Source organism: Streptomyces sp. NBC_01498, assembly GCF_036327775.1.
Lineage (GTDB): Bacteria > Actinomycetota > Actinomycetes > Streptomycetales > Streptomycetaceae > Streptomyces.
This window is the reverse complement of record NZ_CP109598.1, coordinates 3737801-3754947: the sequence shown is the minus strand read 5'-3', so window position 1 is coordinate 3754947 and position 17147 is coordinate 3737801. Positions and strand designations below refer to the sequence as shown.

The following is a 17147-nucleotide window of genomic DNA, read 5'->3' as shown; positions in this document are numbered from 1 at the left end:
GCGCGGGCCGCCCGGCGCGCGCGCCGGGCGTGGGCGGGGCACGCGCGGTGCGCAGGGGGGTGCGTACCGCCTTCGTACACAACCTTGGTGAGAGCTCCCCCTCATCCGCTGCTCCGCCCCCGCTCCCAGCCCTTAGACTCCCTTCAGTGACAGGCTGAGAATCCGAGGGGCAAGATGGGACCGGCCGTCCGCAAGGTGCAGTGGGTCAGGGAGGAAGCGTCGTCGTGAGCAGCAGGCCATCCCGAGGCGCTGCTCGCCTCGCGGCGATACTTGACGCGCTTCCCGACGGGCTGGTGCTCGTCAACAGCAACGGCACCGTCGTCAACGCGAACACCATTGCCCTCGAAACCTTCGAGACTCCCGGTACGGCCCTGGTCGGGCGCGGTCTGCTCGATCTCCTGCCGGAGTTCGACCCGCGCCTGATCCCCGGTTCGATGCGCCGCCCGGAGGCGGCCGACGAGCGCGGTCTCACGAAGCCGACCCGGATGGTCGCGCGGCGTACCGACGGCACCGAGTTCCCCGTCGAGGTCACCAGCGCCAATCTGGAGGACGGCCGGCAGGCGTACAACGACCTGCACAACTACACCGGCGACGAATTGCTGATGCTCGTCGTCCGCGATCTCTCCGGGACCGTGGACACCGAGGCCGAGCTGGCACGTTCGCAGCGGCAGACCGAGATGATCCTGCGGGCCGCCGCCGAGGGCGTCGTCGGTACGGACACCGACGGCCGCGTCGTTCTCGTGAACCCCGCCGCCGCGCAGATCCTCGGCTTCCGGGCCACCGATCTCGGCGGCCGGGAGCTGCACCCGCTGATCCTGCACTCGCGCGCGGACGGCGAGCCGTTCCCGTACGACGAGTCGCCCCTCGCCGACACCCTCAGGTCGGGCCGCAAGCACCGGGTGCGCGGGCAGGTGCTGTGGGCCAAGAACGGCAAGCAGGTTCCCGTCGACCTGACCACCGCGCCCGTACGGGACGGGGAGCAGCTGGTCGGCGCGGTGATGACGTTCACCGACCGGCGGCCTTACGAGGAACTGGTCGAGGCGCACACCAGCGAGGCCCAGCAGACCGCAGCGCGGCACGCGGCGGAGCTCAAGGAGGCGGTCGAGCGTCACGAGGCGCAGATGACCGAGACCGTCGAACGCCATGAGGCGGAGCTGGCCGAGGCCGTCGAGCGGCACACCGCCGAACTCGCGGACCGCAGTGACCGTTACGCGGCCGAGATCGAGGAGCTGGCGGAGCGGTACGACGACACGGCCCGCCGTCATCACCAGCTGACGGCCGTGCTGGGCGGCGCGCTGCGCGGCCCGCTGGAGGAGCTGCGCGGTGAGCTGTCGACGCTCGCCGCCGACCCGGCCGGGCAACTGTGGCCCGAGGCCAACCAGATGCTGCACCATCTCGCGGCGGGCTACGCGCGGATGACGACGCTGGTGGACAACGTCCTCGGCTACCAGCGGCTCGACGAGGGCCTGGAGTCGCTGACCAAGGTCAAGGTGCTGCTCGACGGGGTCGTTGCCGCCGGTGTCGAGGGCGCGATCGAGCTGATCGGTCCGGGCCGGGCGCAGTTCGCGGTGCACGCGCCGCCGATCGAGGCGGAGGTCGACCCGGTACGGCTGGCGACGGCGCTCGCGCACCTCACGGCGGACGTGGCGGGGGTCGACTCGACGGGCCGGACGCGGGTGGTCGCGGGCGGCGGATACGTGGATTCCACGATCGTGGTCGCGGCGGCGCAGCGCGGGGATGTCGTACGGATCGAGGTGCGCGGGCCGTTCGCGGGCGGCGATCCGGTGCACGAGCCGATCGTGCGCGGGATCGTACGGGCGCACGGCGGCGTGTTGCAGACGCACGAGATGCCGGGCATGGGCGGCAGCGCGTACGTGCTCGAAGTACCGCTCGGGGAGGGGTCGGGCACGTTCCATCCGCCCGCGCCCGAGGAGGGTCAGGCGCCCGCGCAGCAGGAGCCGGTGGCCGAGGCGGCCGGCGATTCCGGCCGGCCTGGCGGCGGGCGGCGGCGGGCGCGGCGGTCGTCCACGGACGCGTTCCTGGGGGCTCCGGGTGAGGAGCCCGCGGAGCCGACGGGGCGGCGGCGGGCCAGGCCGGAGGCGGCTCCAGGGAACGGCGGTTCCGACGGATCCGGCACGGACCAGGGTTCGGACGCGGTTACGGGCGCGGGACCGGGCTCGGCTTCGGGTGCGATTGCGGGCTCGGCTTCGGGTGCGGTTGCGGGCTCGGTTCCGGGCGAGAGCATCGGCGGAGGTGTTCCCGGCGGGGGTACGGGCCGCAGGCGCGGCCGGCCCAGTCCGGCGGAGAGCGCGGCCGGAGCCGGGGCCGGACCGGGCGCCGAACTCGCGGTGGCCGGCTCCCCGGTGGCCCCCGCGTCCCCTGTGCCTCCCACGTCCCAGGTGCCTCCCGTGTCCCGGAACACCCCCGCCGTCGCGCCCGTTCCTTCCGAGGGGTCGGTCGTGACGGCCGCCGAGGGCGCGCACCCGACCGGGCGCGCGGCGCTCGGCCAGGCGGTGCCGCCCGGCGGCGTACCGCACCCCGCGCAGCAGGCGGCCGGTACGGGCCGCCGGGCCCGGCACGGCGGCCAGAACGCCCTCCCGGCCCTGCCCTCCGGACCCTCCTCGGCGGGCACCGCCCCGCAGGCCCCGGTGCCTCCGCAGGCGGGGCACCCCGTGCCCGCCCAAGGGCAACCGGCCGTTCGCCGGCCCCGGCGTGCGCTGGCGCCTACTCAGCAGCGGCCCGCGCCCGCGCAGGCGCCCGCCGGTGAGGCCGCGCCCGCCCGCGCACAGTTCGCGCTCCCGCCCGCCGACGCCGACCGCGCTCCGGTGCCCGGCCCCCGGGGCGGACCGGGCGGGCAGGGCACCTCACCGGCGGAGCGGCACGAGTCCGTACGGTCGGACCCTCACGCGGATCACACCCCGCTGAAGCCGCATCCGATCACGGCACCGGCGACGGACCAGCGCCGTGCCGGTACGAGCGCTCCGGCGCACGCCGGTCCCCCGCGCCGGGCGCTCACGCCGGAGGCCCCGGGCGGCATGCCCGCCCCCTCCGCCCCCGTGGACCCCAACAGCTGGGCGCCCGCCATGCCGACGGCCTCGGCGGTCGGCGTGATGCCGGACGCGACCGGAGTGGTCGGCACTCCCGGTGCCCAGCCGTCGTGGCCGGTGCCCGGAGCCGTACCGCAGGCCGAGAACGGACACGCGAACCCGCACGCCCACGCCGCCCATGCGGGCGGACACGCGAACGCGCCGGAGCACGCCCAGGACGGCGGAGGCTCCGCCCCGGAGACGGCCGGTGCGGAAGGTGCGGCCGGTGTCGCCGGTACGGCCGCCGGGAGCGGGCCGGGCGAGGCCCGCGTGGCGCAGCCGCTGCCCCCGGCCCAGCCGATGCCGGAGGAGGAGCCGGTTCCGGCGGACTCCACGCAGGGACGGGCGTTCAGTGTCCGGACGCTCGGGCAGGGCGTGCCCTTCTCGCAGCAGATCACCAAGCAGCAGAACCAGACGCTCGGCGCGGGCCGCCGGCGCAGGCTGTCCGCACCGCAGGAGCCGGACGACGCCACCCCCGACACCAGGTCCGAGGCGCACGCCGATGCCCGTACCGGCGTACGCGCCGACGGTCGCGCCGGAGCGGGTACGGGCTCCGCGCCCGCCCCCGGTGGCACCGCCCCCGCACCCCCCAACGGTCCGTCCGGCCCGTCCGGTCCTTCCCACGGCGGCCAGGGCGGCTCACTCGGCCACGGCCCCCACTCCGAGGGCCGCGCCTACGCCATAGGGGCCCCGGACGACGGCGCCGAAGGACCTCAGCCGCTGGACGGGCCCGGCGGCGCGGTCGAGGTCGCCAACCGCCCCCAGCCCCGGCCCGTCGACGACGAACTGCCCCCCGAGCCGCTGGACAACCCGCGCCGGCTGCTGGTCTGGCCCGCCCCCGACGTCTCCACCCAGCAGGCCCTGAGCGACCGCGGCTACCGTCCGGTGATCGTGCACTCCCGCGAGGAGGTCGACGCGCAGATCGCCGCCTTCCCCGCGGCACTGTTCGTGGACCCGCTGACCGGCCCGATCACCCGTACCGCACTCCAGTCGCTGCGCCAGGCCGCCGTCGCGGCCGAGGTGCCGGTTCTGGTGACGGCCGGGCTCGGGCAGGCGACGCGCGAGGAGGCGTACGGCGCCGACCCCGCCGTACTCCTCAAGGCCCTGGCCCCGCGCGACAGCGAACAGCACCCGTCGCGCGTGCTGTTGATCGAGGAGAGCGAGGAGATCGCGCTCGCGCTGACGGCGACGCTGGAACGCCGCGGCATGCAGGTGGCGCGCGCCGGGACGGACAGCGACGCGGTCACGCTGGCGAGCCAGATGCGGCCGAACCTGGTGGTCATGGACCTGATGCAGGTACGGCGCCGGCGCGCGGGCATCATCGACTGGCTGCGGGCGAACGGCCAGTTGAACCGGACGCCGCTGGTCGTCTACACCTCCACCGGCATCGACCGCGCCGAACTGCCGCAGCTCTCCTCCGGCGAGACGGTGCTCTTCCTCGCCGAACGCTCCACGAGCGAGGACGTACAGGCCCGGATCGTCGAACTGCTCGCGAAGATCGGCACCAACTGACCCTCCCCGAGGGTCGGTTGGTGCGACGTCCGGAGCCCGGTCTCAGAGCCGGGTGATGTCCAGCTCCCCGTCCGCGTACTGCTTCCGGATCACCTTCTTGTCGAACTTGCCGACGCTCGTCTTCGGCACCGCGTCCACCACCGCCCACCGCTCCGGCAGCTGCCACTTGGCGATCCTCCCGGCGAGGAAGGTCTTCAGCGAGTCGTAGTCGGCGCTCGCGCCCTCCTTCAGCACGACGGTGGCCAGCGGCCGTTCGCCCCACTTCTCGTCGGGCACGGCGACGACGGCGGCCTCGGCGACGTCCGGGTGCGCCATCAGCGCGTTCTCCAGCTCCACGCTGGAGATCCACTCGCCGCCCGACTTGATGACGTCCTTCGCGCGGTCGGTGAGGGTGAGATAGCCGTCCGGGCTGATGACGCCGACGTCGCCCGTCTTCAGCCAGCCGTCCTCGCTGAACTTGTCCTCGGGCTTGAGCGGTTCGGCGCCGGCGCCGCCGTAGTAGGAGGCGGCGATCCAGGGGCCGCGCACCTCCAGCTCACCGGCCGACTCGTTGTCCCACGGCAGCGTGTCGCCGCCGGGGCCGGTCAGCCGGGCCTCGACGCCGACGGGGAAACGGCCCTGGGTGACCCGGTACGGCCACTCCTCCTCGGGGGTGAGTCCGGCGGGCGGGTTGGACGTCGTGCCGAGCGGCGAGGTCTCCGTCATGCCCCAGGCGTGGCAGAGCCGTACGCCGAGCTTGTCGTACGCCTCCATCAGCGCGGGCGGACAGGCCGAGCCGCCGATGGTGACGCGGGTCATCGACGACAGATCGCGCGGTTTGGCGGTGACCTCGGCCAGCAGTCCCTGCCAGATGGTCGGCACGGCGGCGGCGTGCGAGGGCTTCTCGCGCTCGATCATGTCGGCGAGCGGTCCGGGCTGGAGGAAGCGGTCGGGCATGAGCATGCTGATGCCCGACATGAAGGTGGCGTGCGGCAGGCCCCAGGCGTTCACATGGAACTGCGGTACGACGACGAGGGTCGTGTCCTTGTCGGTCAGCCCCATCGACTCGGCGGAGTTGACCTGCATCGAGTGCAGATAGATCGAACGGTGCGAGTAGACGACACCCTTGGGCTCGCCCGTCGTGCCGGAGGTGTAGCACATGGCGGCGGCGGCGCGTTCGTCCAGCTCGGGCCAGTCGTACGCGGTGGGGCGGCCCGCGATCAGGTCCTCGTACTCGTGCACCTGGGCGGCGGTGTCACCGTCGGCGAGCAGGCTCCGGTCACCGGGGCCGGTAACGACGACGTGCTCGACGGTCGGCAGATGGGGGAGCAGCGGCGCGAGAAGCGGCAGAAGGGAACCGTTCACGATCACGACGCGGTCGGCGGCGTGGTTGACGATCCAGATCAACTGCTCGGGCGGGAGGCGCAGATTGAGGGTGTGGAGGACGGCTCCCATGGAGGGAATCGCGAAGTACGCCTCGACGTGCTCGGCGTTGTTCCACATCAGGGTTGCCACACGGGTGTCGGGCGTGACGCCGAGTTCGTCGCGCAGGGCGCCGGCGAGCTGCGCCGCGCGTGCCCCGATCTCGGCGTAACTGCGGCGCTGTGGCTCGCTCTCCCCGGTCCAGGTGGTGACCTGCGACGTCGCGTGGATGGTCATCCCGTGGCGCAGGATGCGGGTCACAGTCAGCGGTACGTCCTGCATGGTGCTCAGCACGGCGTCCTCCCGATGGGCGCCGGGGCGCCGGCGCGGAGCGACGGCGGCGCGGCGTGGGCAGAAAGGTTTGCGGAGATTCTGCGCACATACCGCGCGGTATGTCACTACCCGGGAGTAGAAAAGACGGGCTGCGGAGCGGACCGCCGGTCCGTCGCCTCGCCCGCGGGTCGGCGAACGGGGCTCTGCGGGTCGGCGGGAGCGGCTTGTCGGGCCGGCCGCCGGAGCCGACCGACCGGGTCGGCGGAGAGCGACGGGGTCAGCGGACGGGCACCAGCTCCGGGTCCTCGCGGAGCTTCCCGAGTGCGCGCGACACCGCGCTCTTGACCGTGCCGACGGACACCCCGAGCACCTCGGCGGTCTGGACCTCGCTCAGGTCCTCGTAGTACCGGAGGACGACCATCGCCCGCTGCCGGTCGGGCAGCTTCATCACCGCGCGCCACATGGCGTCGTGGAGGACCCGCTCCTCGGCGGGGTCGGGCGCGGGCAGACCGGCCGGCTCGGGCAGCTCGTCGCAGGCGAACTCGTCCACCTTGCGCTTGCGCCACTGCGAGGTCCGGGTGTTGACGAGCGCCCGGCGGACGTACCCGTCGAGGGCGCGATGGTCCTCGATCCGGTCCCAGGCGACATACGTCTTGGTGAGGGCGGTCTGGAGGAGGTCCTCGGCGTCGCTCGGATTGGCGGTGAGCGAGCGCGCGGTCCGCAGCAGCACGGGCCCCCGCGCCCGTACGTACGACGAGAAGGACTTGTACGGCGCGGGTGGGTGCGCCGGTGGGTACGAGTTCGGGTGATACGGCGGATACGAGGCGGCCTTGGAGGCGCTCGTGCAGACAGGCGTGGTCATGGCTCCACGCTAGGAGCGGGCCCAGGTCGGGGGATCGGCCCCAGGTCCCGAAGCCACGTCCGCCTCAGGGAGTAGAAGTGGTGGTGGCTCCACCTCCTGAAGATGGAGGAACAGAGGTTTCTCGTCAGGGTCGGCCCCCGGGGCGGGTGGTCGCTGCTCGACGGCGGATGGCGGACGGCGGACGGCGGTGGGCGGAGGGTGGAGGGTGGACGGAGGTCGCGGTCGTGCGGAGAGAGGTGGCCGCCGCCGATCGTCGACGGCGTCGCGCGGACGGGCGGGAGCCGTGGGTAGGTGGGTCGCCGCTCGACGGCGGGCGGTGGAGGGCGGACGGAGGTCGCGGTCGTGCGGAGAGAGGTGGCGGTCGTAAGGACGCTGGGTGGAACGAGGTGGACCCGGTGGACCGGTCGCTCCCGCAGGTGGGAACGGGGCGGGCCGCGCCACGGGAGGGCGGGGGTGTTCGGAGCCGTACACCTTGATGGGACGGAGCGGCATGGCGCCGCGTGCACGACGGCGGAGACCGGCACGGCGGTCGGGCCCGGTGCCCCGCCGACGAGCGGCGGGCCGGGCGCCGGCCGTCCCCTCCCCCGTGCCGTCGGCACGGGCCGCGCAGCCCCCGGCATCGGCGCCGGAAGCGGAGGCCGCGAGGCCGCGAGGCCCGAGTGTGCTGACGTTCCGCGCGGCAGCCCCGAACTGCCGTCGCGCGGAACGCTATTCACCCCTCGATCGGATCCCCCCGTCGGGCCGCGTATCAGAAGAGATCGACGAAGTTCACCGCGATGTCGTCGTCGGACTGGTCGATCGCCGTGAATCCGGAGTCGTTCACATTGGCCGTGCTGTTGTGGTTGGACGCGCCGGGACCGGTCGCCACCTGCTGAGTGGTGGTGGAATTGCCGGAGTTGTCGCCACCCACACCGCTGCCGACGATCGCGGCGACGCCGACGTTCGATCCGTCGTCCGCGAAGTCGTCGGCCGACGCCGAGCCGGTGAATAGCGCCACGGCAAGAGGCAGAGCGGCGACGGCGGCGAAGACGCGGGCGGTACGGAAGCTTGCCATGTCAGTTCCTCCAGGAACGAGAGCTGCTGATCGCTTATCGCTTATCGCTGAACGAGAAGTACGGCCTTCGGCGGAGCAGTTGGCCGACCGCCCCGACGTTGTGCTCGACGTCGCGGAACAAGAATTGCCCACCGAATCTCCGGCGAACCAGCCCTGAGGGGGCGATTCCCTCGCAAGCGTGAGGACATGTCGATAAACCACCTACATGACATCAACAGGCCAGTTCGTCAGGTATCCAGCCGTACGGACCTCGCCACCGCCCCGCCACCCCAAGGGGTGAAGCGTTTCGGCACACTTTCGGCCAATCTTTCCCACTGCCTTTATTCGAACGTAAGTGCGAACATAGACCCATGGCCACCACTGCCCGGCACACGACAACCCTGGCCCTCACATACGCCCTTTCCGCAGCTGAGAGCGGGTTCCCCGTCATCCCGCTGTCCCCGAACAAGCTCCCCGCCCTCCGCTCACCGCACCGGGGCGAGCCGGGAGTCGGGGCGGGCGCCGACGTCGGTGCGGGGGCCGGGGCGGGGGCGGGCCCTGGCGGCCATCCCTGCCGCGGCGAGTGCGGTCGCCCCGGCCACGGCGTGTACGACGCCACGACCGATCCGGCGGGCGTGCGGGCGCTGTTCGCCGCCGCGCCCTGGGCAACGGGTTACGGCATCGCCTGCGGACGCGCGCCGCACCACCTCATCGGCATCGACCTGGACGTCACACCGACGACGGGCGCGACGGAACGTACGGGCGGAGCCGGGGGCTGGTCCGGGGGCGAGTCAGGGTCCGGGGCCGGATTCGGGTCCGGGGGCGGGTCCCTGTCCGGATCCGGGCACGTGAGCTGGGGCGGGGCCGGGGATCCGGTCGCGGATGCGGCGGGGAACGGGGCCGAGTACGCGCCCGCGATCGTGGCCGGTCCGACGCCGGACTCGGTGGCGGCGCTCCAACAACTGGCCTTCCAGCACCTGTTCACCCTGCCGGATACCGTCGTCGTCCTCACCCCGAGCGGCGGCCGGCACATCTGGCTGTCCGGCCCGGCCGGGATCACGGTCCCCAACTCGGCGAGCCGGCTGGCACCCGGCATCGACGTACGCGGCGCGGGCGGCTATCTCGTCGGGCCCGGCTCCGTCAGCGCCCGGGGCGCGTACCGCCTCGCCCCCAGCTCGGCCGGAATCACCCCCGCGCCCTGCCCACGCGCCCTCCTGCGCCTGCTCACGCCCCCCGAACGCGGCCGTCCCGCAGGACCGGGAAGCCACCGGGGCCGCCCGGCGCAGGGCCACGGCCTGGTGCAGTTCGTCCTCGCCGCGCACGCGGGCCAGCGCAACACCCGGCTGTTCTGGGCGGCCTGCCGGGCGTACGAGCACGGCTTCGGCGACTCGCTCGCGGAGAAACTGGTCGACGCCGCCGTACGGACGGGCCTCACCGAACACGAGGCGCGCACGACGATCGCCTCCGCGGCCCGCCTGACGACCCCACCGCGCGCGTAGGGAGCCCCGCAGATACGCCGAGGGGGGCGTACGCCGCAACGCTCCGCTCCGGCGTACGCCCCCGTCTGTCCCCCCGCCCGTCCCGCTCTGCGCGTTGGGACTGCCGCACATCGATGCCCGACGCGCCGACGGTCATTGGCTATGTGCGGTACGGGCGGTACGGGCGTAAACGCACTACGTCACTACGGGCCGGTCAGCACATCTTGTAGTCGACGCGGGTCGAGTTGTACGAGCAGGTGTCCACCTGGGTACCGGTCGATTTCTTGAGCGTGGCCACGTCCCGGTCGTTGTTCCAGACGTACGCGCCCCGCCCCTGGTAGCGGGTGGTCGCGGAGTTGGTGCCCGAACCGGTGCGTACGGTCACGGTCTTGCCGCGGCCGAGGGAGTAACTGCCGAACGTGTAGCGGTGGTTCGCCGAGTCGGTCACCGTCCAGCCCGTGAGGCTGACCGTGCTGGTGGTGGTGTTGCGGATCTGGATGTACTCACCGTTGAGACTGGCGTTGGAGCGGCTGTCGGTGCCGGGGCTGTCGTAGTAGACCTTGTACAGATGAACCGACCCGGCGGCCTGGGCCTGTGCCGGAAGCAGAACCGTTCCGGTGACCACCGCGGCCGAAGCGACGACGGTGGAAAGTGTGCGGGAGTAGCGCATGTACGTCCTCTGATCGTTCCCGGGCACCCCCCAAAGGGCCCGGCAGGCGCTCAGAGTATGACCATCTCTCTATAACTCGACCGGTTTTCCCGAAACAAGGACATACCGACTGGTAGCGCGCTCAACTCCCGTACAGTGAGCCCCATTTCGGACGACCCGGCCCCGACCCGAGAAACACGGCGACAACATGCCCCGGCCCCGGCCCACCACCGCCCGCACACCGTGGATGGTCCTCACCGGCCCGGCCGGCGCGGGAAAGACCACCATCGGCCACGAGATCGCGGCGCGGACGGGACGACCGTTCGTCGACCTGGACGCCACGGGAGAGGAGTACTACGCGGAGGCGGGCTGGAGCCTCACCCGGCTCCGCGACCGCATCACCGCGGTCGGCCGCCTCACGGCGGAGGCGGAGTGGGAACCGGCCCGCGCCCACGCTGTGGCCCGCGCCACCACCGACCACCCGGACGCGGTACTCGCCCTGGGCGCGGGCCACACCACCTACACGGACCACCGGCACACGGCCACCGTCCGGACCACGCTGCGCCGTTGCCCGAACGTGGTCCGCCTCCTGCCCTCGCCCGACCGCGAGACCTCACTGGCCGTCCTACGCGAACGCTGCTGGGCGACCAAGGGCCACTCCTGGCTCATCGACGGCCACGACTTCCTGGCCCAGTGGCTCGACGACCACACCACGGAACGGATCGCGACCCGCACGCTCTACACGGGCGACGAGACACCCACCGAGACCGCGGCACGCCTGCTGCGAAGCAGCTGATGAGCTGACGACGACGGGACGGTCGGCTCCCGGTCGCCGGCACCGACCACAGGTCGAAGGGCGGGTCCCCGATTCGGGGACCCGCCCTTCGACCTGCTGATGCGCCGACCTGCCGTGATGCTGCGGTGGGTGTGGGATTTGAACCCACGGTGACATCGCTGCCACGACGGTTTTCAAGACCGTTCCCTTAGGCCGCTCGGGCAACCCACCCACGCCCCGCCCGACCAGCAGCGGAGCGGGTACAGCGTACCGGCTGTGGCTCTTTGGTGCTTCTGCCTGGCCAGAGGATGGGCCACGGCGGCGAGCGCGCGAGCGTGATGATATGAGCCCCCCTTCGCGTCGGGCAGCAGACAGCTGCGAGTTCCGCCCGGGGGACTTCTCGCCGGTGACGCCGCCGAGGACGCCGAGGTCGGCACGAGCGGCTTCGTGGAAGTCACCACACCCTGGGGGTCTTCGGCCTGATCGGCGCTGCCCCGGCGACTGGCGTCACCCCGTGATTCTCGGCCGGCTGCCGCCGTCCGAAGGCGGACAGCGCCTGGCGCGCCATGTTCAGGCGCCGCGACGCGGTCGCCGCGTCCCGTCACTTCCGCACGGTCGCCAAGGTCGAACCGGCCCTCGCCCTGCTCGAAGCCCACGGTCACCTCCGTGCCGACTCCTCGGCGAGGTCCGGCCGCGGGGGCCGGCCGGCCTCGGTGACGTACCGCGTCGACCCCTCGCTGCCTGGAGGGGGTCACCGGTGCGAGCTGACCGTCCGCAGCGTCAACGCGCCACCGCGACTGCGAGAACACCTGCGGGCGGGGTGGGGCGACGAGGCGCCCGCCGTCGGCGGCTCCGGTGTCGTCAGTTCTCCGGTGTGGCCGGGTGGTCGGGGGTGTTCAGCCAGAGTTCCTGGCGGTCGTCGGGGGTCAGCGTCAGGCCGAAGCGGGTCAGTTCGGGGCAGCCCTGTTCCTCCCACCAGCGTCGGGCCATCGTGATCTCGTCCCAGAGGCGACGCGGGCCCCACTGGCGGACCGCGTCGGGGGCGTCCCATGCCTCGTAGCGGGCCGACGCCCAGGAGCCCTCGCCGTCCGAGAGGACGATGCGGTAGGTCGCCGACGGGTCCGGGGTGTCGTGGATGTGGACGTAGCTCGTGTCCGGGACGCGGAGGCCGATCGTGAAGGCCACGTCCACGTTCCACAGGGCCAGTTCCGGGTTGATCGCGGACGGACCGCACACGTCGGGCTCCGTGGAGGGGAACAGCACGGCGTCGTGCGGGCGCTGCGCGCGCATCCACATGAAGCCGGCGTTGCCCACGAAGCGGCCGTACGAAGGGCCGCCGGGCCGGCCCGTCACCAGCCGCAGCAGGCCCACGTTGGCGTACGGCGTTCCCCACGGCGTGACGATCGTGCCGCCGGGGCGGGTCTGGTCCAGCCAGGCGCGGGGCACGTGGCGTACCGCCGCCGTCGAGTGGACGTGGTCGTACGGCGCTCCTTCCGGCCGGCCCGCCAGCCCGTCGCCGACGACCAGACGTCCGGGCATCAGACCGGCCGCCGCCAGACGGGTCGCGGCCCGCGCCGAGATGCGGGGATCGATCTCCACCGTCGTCACGGCCTCGCCGCCGAGTCGGGCCGCCAGCAGCGCACTTGTCCAGCCCGTGCCCGTGCCGATGTCGAGGACCCGGGCGCCGTCGGTGACGTCGAGATGCCGGAGCATCGAAGCCACCAGCGTGGGCTGGGAAGTGGACGACGTGGCGACGCCCCGACCGCCGTCGGCTCCGTCGTCCACCTGCGTGACGACCACGTCGTCGGCGTCGACCAGTGCCCGCCACCGCTCGGGCTCGGCCGACCGGACAACCCGCCGACGGCCGCCCGGCGCCCCTTCCTCCCGCACCCATACGGCCTCCGGCACGAACGCCGCACGCGGGGCGCGCTCGAACGCGCCCCGCCAGTCGTCCGCCAGCGCGCCGGACGTCGTCAAGTCGGCGAGCAACCGCCCGTAGCCGTCGTTCAGTTCGGTCGGTTCCGTCAGCTCCGTCACTCAATGAGGTATATCAGTCGCGTTCCGTGAGCGGAGGGAAATGAAGCCCGCACCAACCCCCAAGGGCCGCAACTCCTCGCGGGGTTGCGGCCCTTGGGGGTTCAGTGAAGACGTCAGCCCCAGGTGATCAGCCGTTTCGGCTGTTCCAGGACCGCCGCCGTGTCCGCGAGGACCCTGGAGCCCAGTTCGCCGTCGACCAGGCGGTGGTCGAACGACAGTGCCAGGGTGGTGACCTGACGGGGCTTCACCTTGCCCTTGTGGACCCACGGCTGGAGCTTGATCGCGCCGACCGCCAGGATCGCGGACTCGCCCGGGTTGAGGATCGGCGTACCCGTGTCGACGCCGAAGACGCCGACGTTGGTGATGGTCACCGTGCCGCCCTGCATAGCCCCCGGGGTCGTCTTGCCCTCGCGGGCCGTGGACACCAGTTCGCCCAGGGACTGGGCGAGTTGGGGCAGGGTCTTGTCGTGCGCGTCCTTGATGTTCGGCACGAGCAGGCCGCGCGGGGTCGCCGCCGCGATGCCGAGGTTCACGTAGTGCTTGACCACGATCTCCTGTGCGGCCTCGTCCCAGGTGGCGTTGATCTCGGGGTTGCGCTTGATGGCCACCAGCAGCGCCTTGGCGATGAGCAGCAGCGGGTTGACCCGTACGCCCGCCATGTCCTTGTCGGACTTGAGCTCGTCCACCAGGCGCATCGTGCGGGTCACGTCGACCGTCACGAACTCCGTGACGTGCGGCGCGCTGAACGCGCTGCCCACCATCGCCGCCGCCGTCGCCTTCCGTACGCCCTTCACGGGGATACGGGTCTCCCGGCCGGCAACCGCCGTGCCGGGTGCGGCGGACGGTGCGGAAACCGGAGCCGGAGCCGATACGGCGGCGGGCGCCTGCGGCGCGGAGACCGCCGCGTGCACGTCCTCGCGGGTGATGATCCCGTCCGGGCCCGTCGGCGTGATCGTCGCCAGGTCCACGCCGAGGTCCTTGGCGAGCTTGCGTACCGGCGGCTTCGCCAGTGGACGCGCGAGCCCCTCGGCGGCGACCGGCCGGTGGCCGTTCATCTCCGCCTGGATCGCCGCGCCGGCCGACGCCGCCGGGACGGCCGCGCCCTGCTCGGGAACAGCAGCCGCCGGAGCGGCCCCCCGGCGCGGGCGCCGCTTCGTGGACGCCTCCGAGACGCCGTAGCCGACGAGCACCGGCTGGCGCCCCTTCGGCTCGGCGTCCTCGGCGACGGGCTCGGCGACAGCGGGAGCGGGAGCGGGAGCGGCGGTGTCAGCGGCAGCGGGCGCCGCCCCGTCGTCGCTCCCCGGCGCCACGTCGACCGTGATGATCGAGGCGCCGACGTCGACCGTCGTGCCCTCCGCGAAGCGCAGCGCGTGCACCACCCCGTCGTAGGGGATGGGCAGTTCGACGGCCGCCTTCGCCGTCTCCACCTCGCACACCACCTGGCCGTCGGTGACGGTGTCGCCGGGCTGTACGTACCACTTGAGGATCTCGGCCTCGGTGAGTCCCTCGCCCACGTCGGGCATCTTGAACTCCCGGTAGCGGGCAGAAGTGTCTGCGGTCATGGTCACGGCACTCCTCAGTACGCGAGCGAGCGGTCGACGGCGTCGAGCACCCGGTCCAGGCCCGGAAGGTACTCCTCCTCCAGGCGCGCCGGCGGATACGGGGCGTGGAATCCGCCGACCCGCAGCACCGGAGCCTCCAGGTGGTAGAAGGACCGCTCGGTGATCCGGGCGGCGATCTCCGCGCCGGAGCCGAAGAACACCGGCGCCTCGTGGACCACGACCAGCCGGCGCGTCTTCTCCACGGACGTCTGGATCGTGTCGAAGTCGATCGGGGACACCGAGCGCAGGTCCAGGACCTCCACCGACTTGCCCTCCTCGGCGGCGGCGTCCGCGGCCTCCAGGCACACCTTCACCATCGGGCCGTACGCCGCGAGCGTCAGATCCGTGCCGGTCCGGGTGACCCGCGCCTTGTGCAGCGGGCCGGGGATGGCCTCGGTGTCGACCTCGCTCTTGTCCCAGTAGCGCCGCTTGGGCTCGAAGAAGATGACCGGGTCGTCGCTCTGGATGGCCTGCTGCATCATCCAGTAGGCGTCCGCGGACGTCGACGGGGAGACGATCTTCAGCCCCGCCACGTGCGCGAACAGCGCCTCGGGCGACTCGGAGTGGTGCTCGACGGCGCCGATGCCGCCGCCGTACGGGATCCGGACGACGACCGGCATCTTGATCTTGCCGAGCGCGCGGGCGTGCATCTTCGCGAGCTGGGTGACGATCTGGTCGTACGCGGGGAAGACGAAGCCGTCGAACTGGATCTCCACGACCGGGCGGTAGCCGCGCAGGGCGAGCCCGATGGCCGTACCGACGATGCCCGACTCGGCGAGCGGGGTGTCGATGACGCGGTCCTCGCCGAAGTCCTTCTGGAGACCGTCGGTGACCCGGAAGACGCCGCCGAGCTTGCCGACGTCCTCGCCCATGATCAGGACCTTGGGGTCGGTGTCGAGGGCGACGCGCAGCGACTCGTTGATCGCCTTCGCGAGGGGAAGTTTCGTTACTGCCATGGTTACTTGCCCTCCTCGGCGGAACCCTCGAAGCCGGTGCCGGAGCCCGTACCAGTCCCCATGCCGGCGTCCGCGAAGGACGCCTGGTACGCGGCGAACTGCGCGCGCTCCTCGTCGACGAGCGCGTGCCCGTCCGCGTAGACATGCTCGAAGATCGCCAGGTGGTCGGGGTCGGGCATCGCCCGTACCGCCTCGCGCACCCGCTTGCCGAGCGCCTCGCTCTCCTCCTCCAGCGCGGCGAAGAACGCCTCGTCGGCGGTCGACTCACGCTCCAGATACGCGCGCAGCCGCAGGATCGGGTCCTTGGCCTCCCACGCGGCGCGCTCCTCGTCCGCCCGGTACTTCGTCGGGTCGTCGGACGTGGTGTGCGCGCCCATGCGGTAGGTGAACGCCTCCACGAGCATGGGGCCCTCGCCGCTGCGGGCGCGCTCCAGCGCGGCACGTGTCACGGCCAGACAGGCCAGGACGTCGTTGCCGTCGACGCGGACGCCGGGGAAGCCGAAGCCCTGGGCGCGCTGGTAGAGCGGCACCCGCATCTGCTTCTCGGTCGGCTCCGAGATGGCCCACTGGTTGTTCTGGCAGAAGAACACGACCGGCGCGTTGTAGACGGCCGAGAAGGTGAACGCCTCCGCCACGTCGCCCTGGCTGGAGGCGCCGTCGCCGAAGTAGGCGATGACGGCCGAGTCCGCGCCGTCCTTGGCCACGCCCATCGCGTAGCCGGTGGCGTGCAGCGTCTGCGAGCCGATGACGATGGTGTAGAGGTGGAAGTTGTTGGTCTTGGGGTCCCAGCCGCCGTGGTTCACACCGCGGAACATGCCGAGCAGGTTCGTCGGGTCGACGCCCCGGCACCAGGCGACGCCGTGCTCCCGGTAGGTCGGGAAGACGTAGTCGTCGTCGTTCAGCGCGCGTCCGGAGCCGATCTGGGCGGCCTCCTGGCCGAGCAGCGAGGCCCACAGGCCCAGCTCGCCCTGGCGCTGGAGGGACGTGGCCTCGGCGTCGAAACGGCGGGTGAGCACCATGTCGCGGTACAGGCCGCGCAGGGTCTCGGGGGTGATGTCGGCGACGTAGCCGTCGTACTCGTCGTTCTGGACGCGCTCGCCCTCGGGCGTCAGCAGCTGTACGAGCTGGGGCTCGGTAGCCTTCGGCTGCGGCGTCCTCTTGACACCGGCGCGCTTGGTGCCGCTGCTACGTCGCGGCTTTCGCGCGGCGGCAGTGCTCTCCACGGTCACGTGCGTGCTCCTCCGTCGGTCCGGTCCCCGGGATCCGCCGGGTACCAGTGCGGCTCGCCTGTCTCCGGACGTGTGCACGGGGTGGGTGCGGTCCGGCCGGGACAGGCGTGACAGGTGCCCCGGCGAGCACCCTGTCACAGGCACGTTACCCAGTGGGTCGCACTCCTGCGAAACCCCTACTGACCTGCGATTTTGCTTGGATTTCCAAGTAAATCGAAAAAGTTGGGGACAACCACTGGTCACAGCCTTGCAGGC

Annotated in this window: 11 protein-coding genes and 1 tRNA gene; 3 read left to right on the top strand and 9 right to left on the bottom strand. The window is 72.4% G+C overall.

Translation table 11 applies throughout. The annotated features are described in order from the left end of the window. The first annotated feature begins 224 nt into the window (after positions 1 to 224). Positions 225 to 4598 carry a response regulator gene (locus OG875_RS15990; RefSeq protein WP_330174909.1) on the top strand — a complete coding sequence of 1458 codons (4374 nt, stop codon included), beginning with the start codon at positions 225 to 227 and terminating at the stop codon, positions 4596 to 4598. 42 nt (positions 4599 to 4640) lie between these two features. Here OG875_RS15990 and OG875_RS15985 read toward each other — a convergent pair whose 3' ends face one another. From OG875_RS15985 to OG875_RS15975, 3 genes are all read right to left on the bottom strand, one after another. Further along, the gene (locus tag OG875_RS15985; protein ID WP_330174908.1) at positions 4641 to 6293 is read right to left on the bottom strand and encodes a long-chain fatty acid--CoA ligase; all 1653 of its coding nucleotides are present in this window, start codon (positions 6291 to 6293) and stop codon (positions 4641 to 4643) included. 256 nt (positions 6294 to 6549) lie between these two features. Then, positions 6550 to 7134 (bottom strand): SigE family RNA polymerase sigma factor, encoded by a 585-nt coding sequence (locus tag OG875_RS15980; protein ID WP_330174907.1) that lies wholly within the window; start codon positions 7132 to 7134, stop codon positions 6550 to 6552. A gap of 748 nt (positions 7135 to 7882) precedes the next feature. Next, positions 7883 to 8188 carry a hypothetical protein gene (locus OG875_RS15975; protein WP_330174906.1) on the bottom strand — a complete coding sequence of 102 codons (306 nt, stop codon included), beginning with the start codon at positions 8186 to 8188 and terminating at the stop codon, positions 7883 to 7885. 350 nt (positions 8189 to 8538) lie between these two features. Between OG875_RS15975 and OG875_RS15970 the strand changes: the two genes are divergently transcribed. Further along, positions 8539 to 9666 carry a bifunctional DNA primase/polymerase gene (locus OG875_RS15970; protein WP_330174905.1) on the top strand — a complete coding sequence of 376 codons (1128 nt, stop codon included), beginning with the start codon at positions 8539 to 8541 and terminating at the stop codon, positions 9664 to 9666. Positions 9667 to 9859: 193 nt separating this feature from the next. Here the strand turns inward: OG875_RS15970 and OG875_RS15965 are convergent, their stop codons facing one another. Beyond that, on the bottom strand, positions 9860 to 10315 hold the full coding sequence (locus OG875_RS15965; protein ID WP_330174904.1) for a lamin tail domain-containing protein: 456 nt from the start codon (positions 10313 to 10315) through the stop codon (positions 9860 to 9862). A 187-nt stretch (positions 10316 to 10502) separates the two neighbouring features. On the opposite strand from OG875_RS15965, the gene OG875_RS15960 reads away from it, so the two are divergent. Then, positions 10503 to 11090: a shikimate kinase gene (locus tag OG875_RS15960; protein WP_330174903.1), complete on the top strand. Its 588-nt coding sequence runs from the start codon at positions 10503 to 10505 to the stop codon at positions 11088 to 11090. A gap of 123 nt (positions 11091 to 11213) precedes the next feature. Here the strand turns inward: OG875_RS15960 and OG875_RS15955 are convergent. The 5 genes from OG875_RS15955 to pdhA form a co-directional block, all read right to left on the bottom strand. Then, positions 11214 to 11300: transfer RNA gene (locus tag OG875_RS15955), tRNA-Ser, on the bottom strand. Positions 11301 to 11930: 630 nt separating this feature from the next. Further along, positions 11931 to 13106 (bottom strand): methyltransferase domain-containing protein, encoded by a 1176-nt coding sequence (locus OG875_RS15950; protein WP_330174902.1) that lies wholly within the window; start codon positions 13104 to 13106, stop codon positions 11931 to 11933. A gap of 113 nt (positions 13107 to 13219) precedes the next feature. Further along, positions 13220 to 14668, bottom strand: coding sequence for a dihydrolipoamide acetyltransferase family protein (locus tag OG875_RS15945; RefSeq protein WP_330174901.1), 1449 nt, complete (start codon positions 14666 to 14668; stop codon positions 13220 to 13222). A 14-nt stretch (positions 14669 to 14682) separates the two neighbouring features. Then, a complete protein-coding gene (locus OG875_RS15940) occupies positions 14683 to 15663 on the bottom strand; it encodes an alpha-ketoacid dehydrogenase subunit beta (RefSeq protein ID WP_330174900.1) in 981 nt (326 codons plus the stop codon). Positions 15664 to 15665: 2 nt separating this feature from the next. Next, on the bottom strand, positions 15666 to 16892 hold the full coding sequence (gene pdhA / locus OG875_RS15935; RefSeq protein WP_330174899.1) for a pyruvate dehydrogenase (acetyl-transferring) E1 component subunit alpha: 1227 nt from the start codon (positions 16890 to 16892) through the stop codon (positions 15666 to 15668). Between the last annotated feature and the right edge of the window lie 255 nt (positions 16893 to 17147).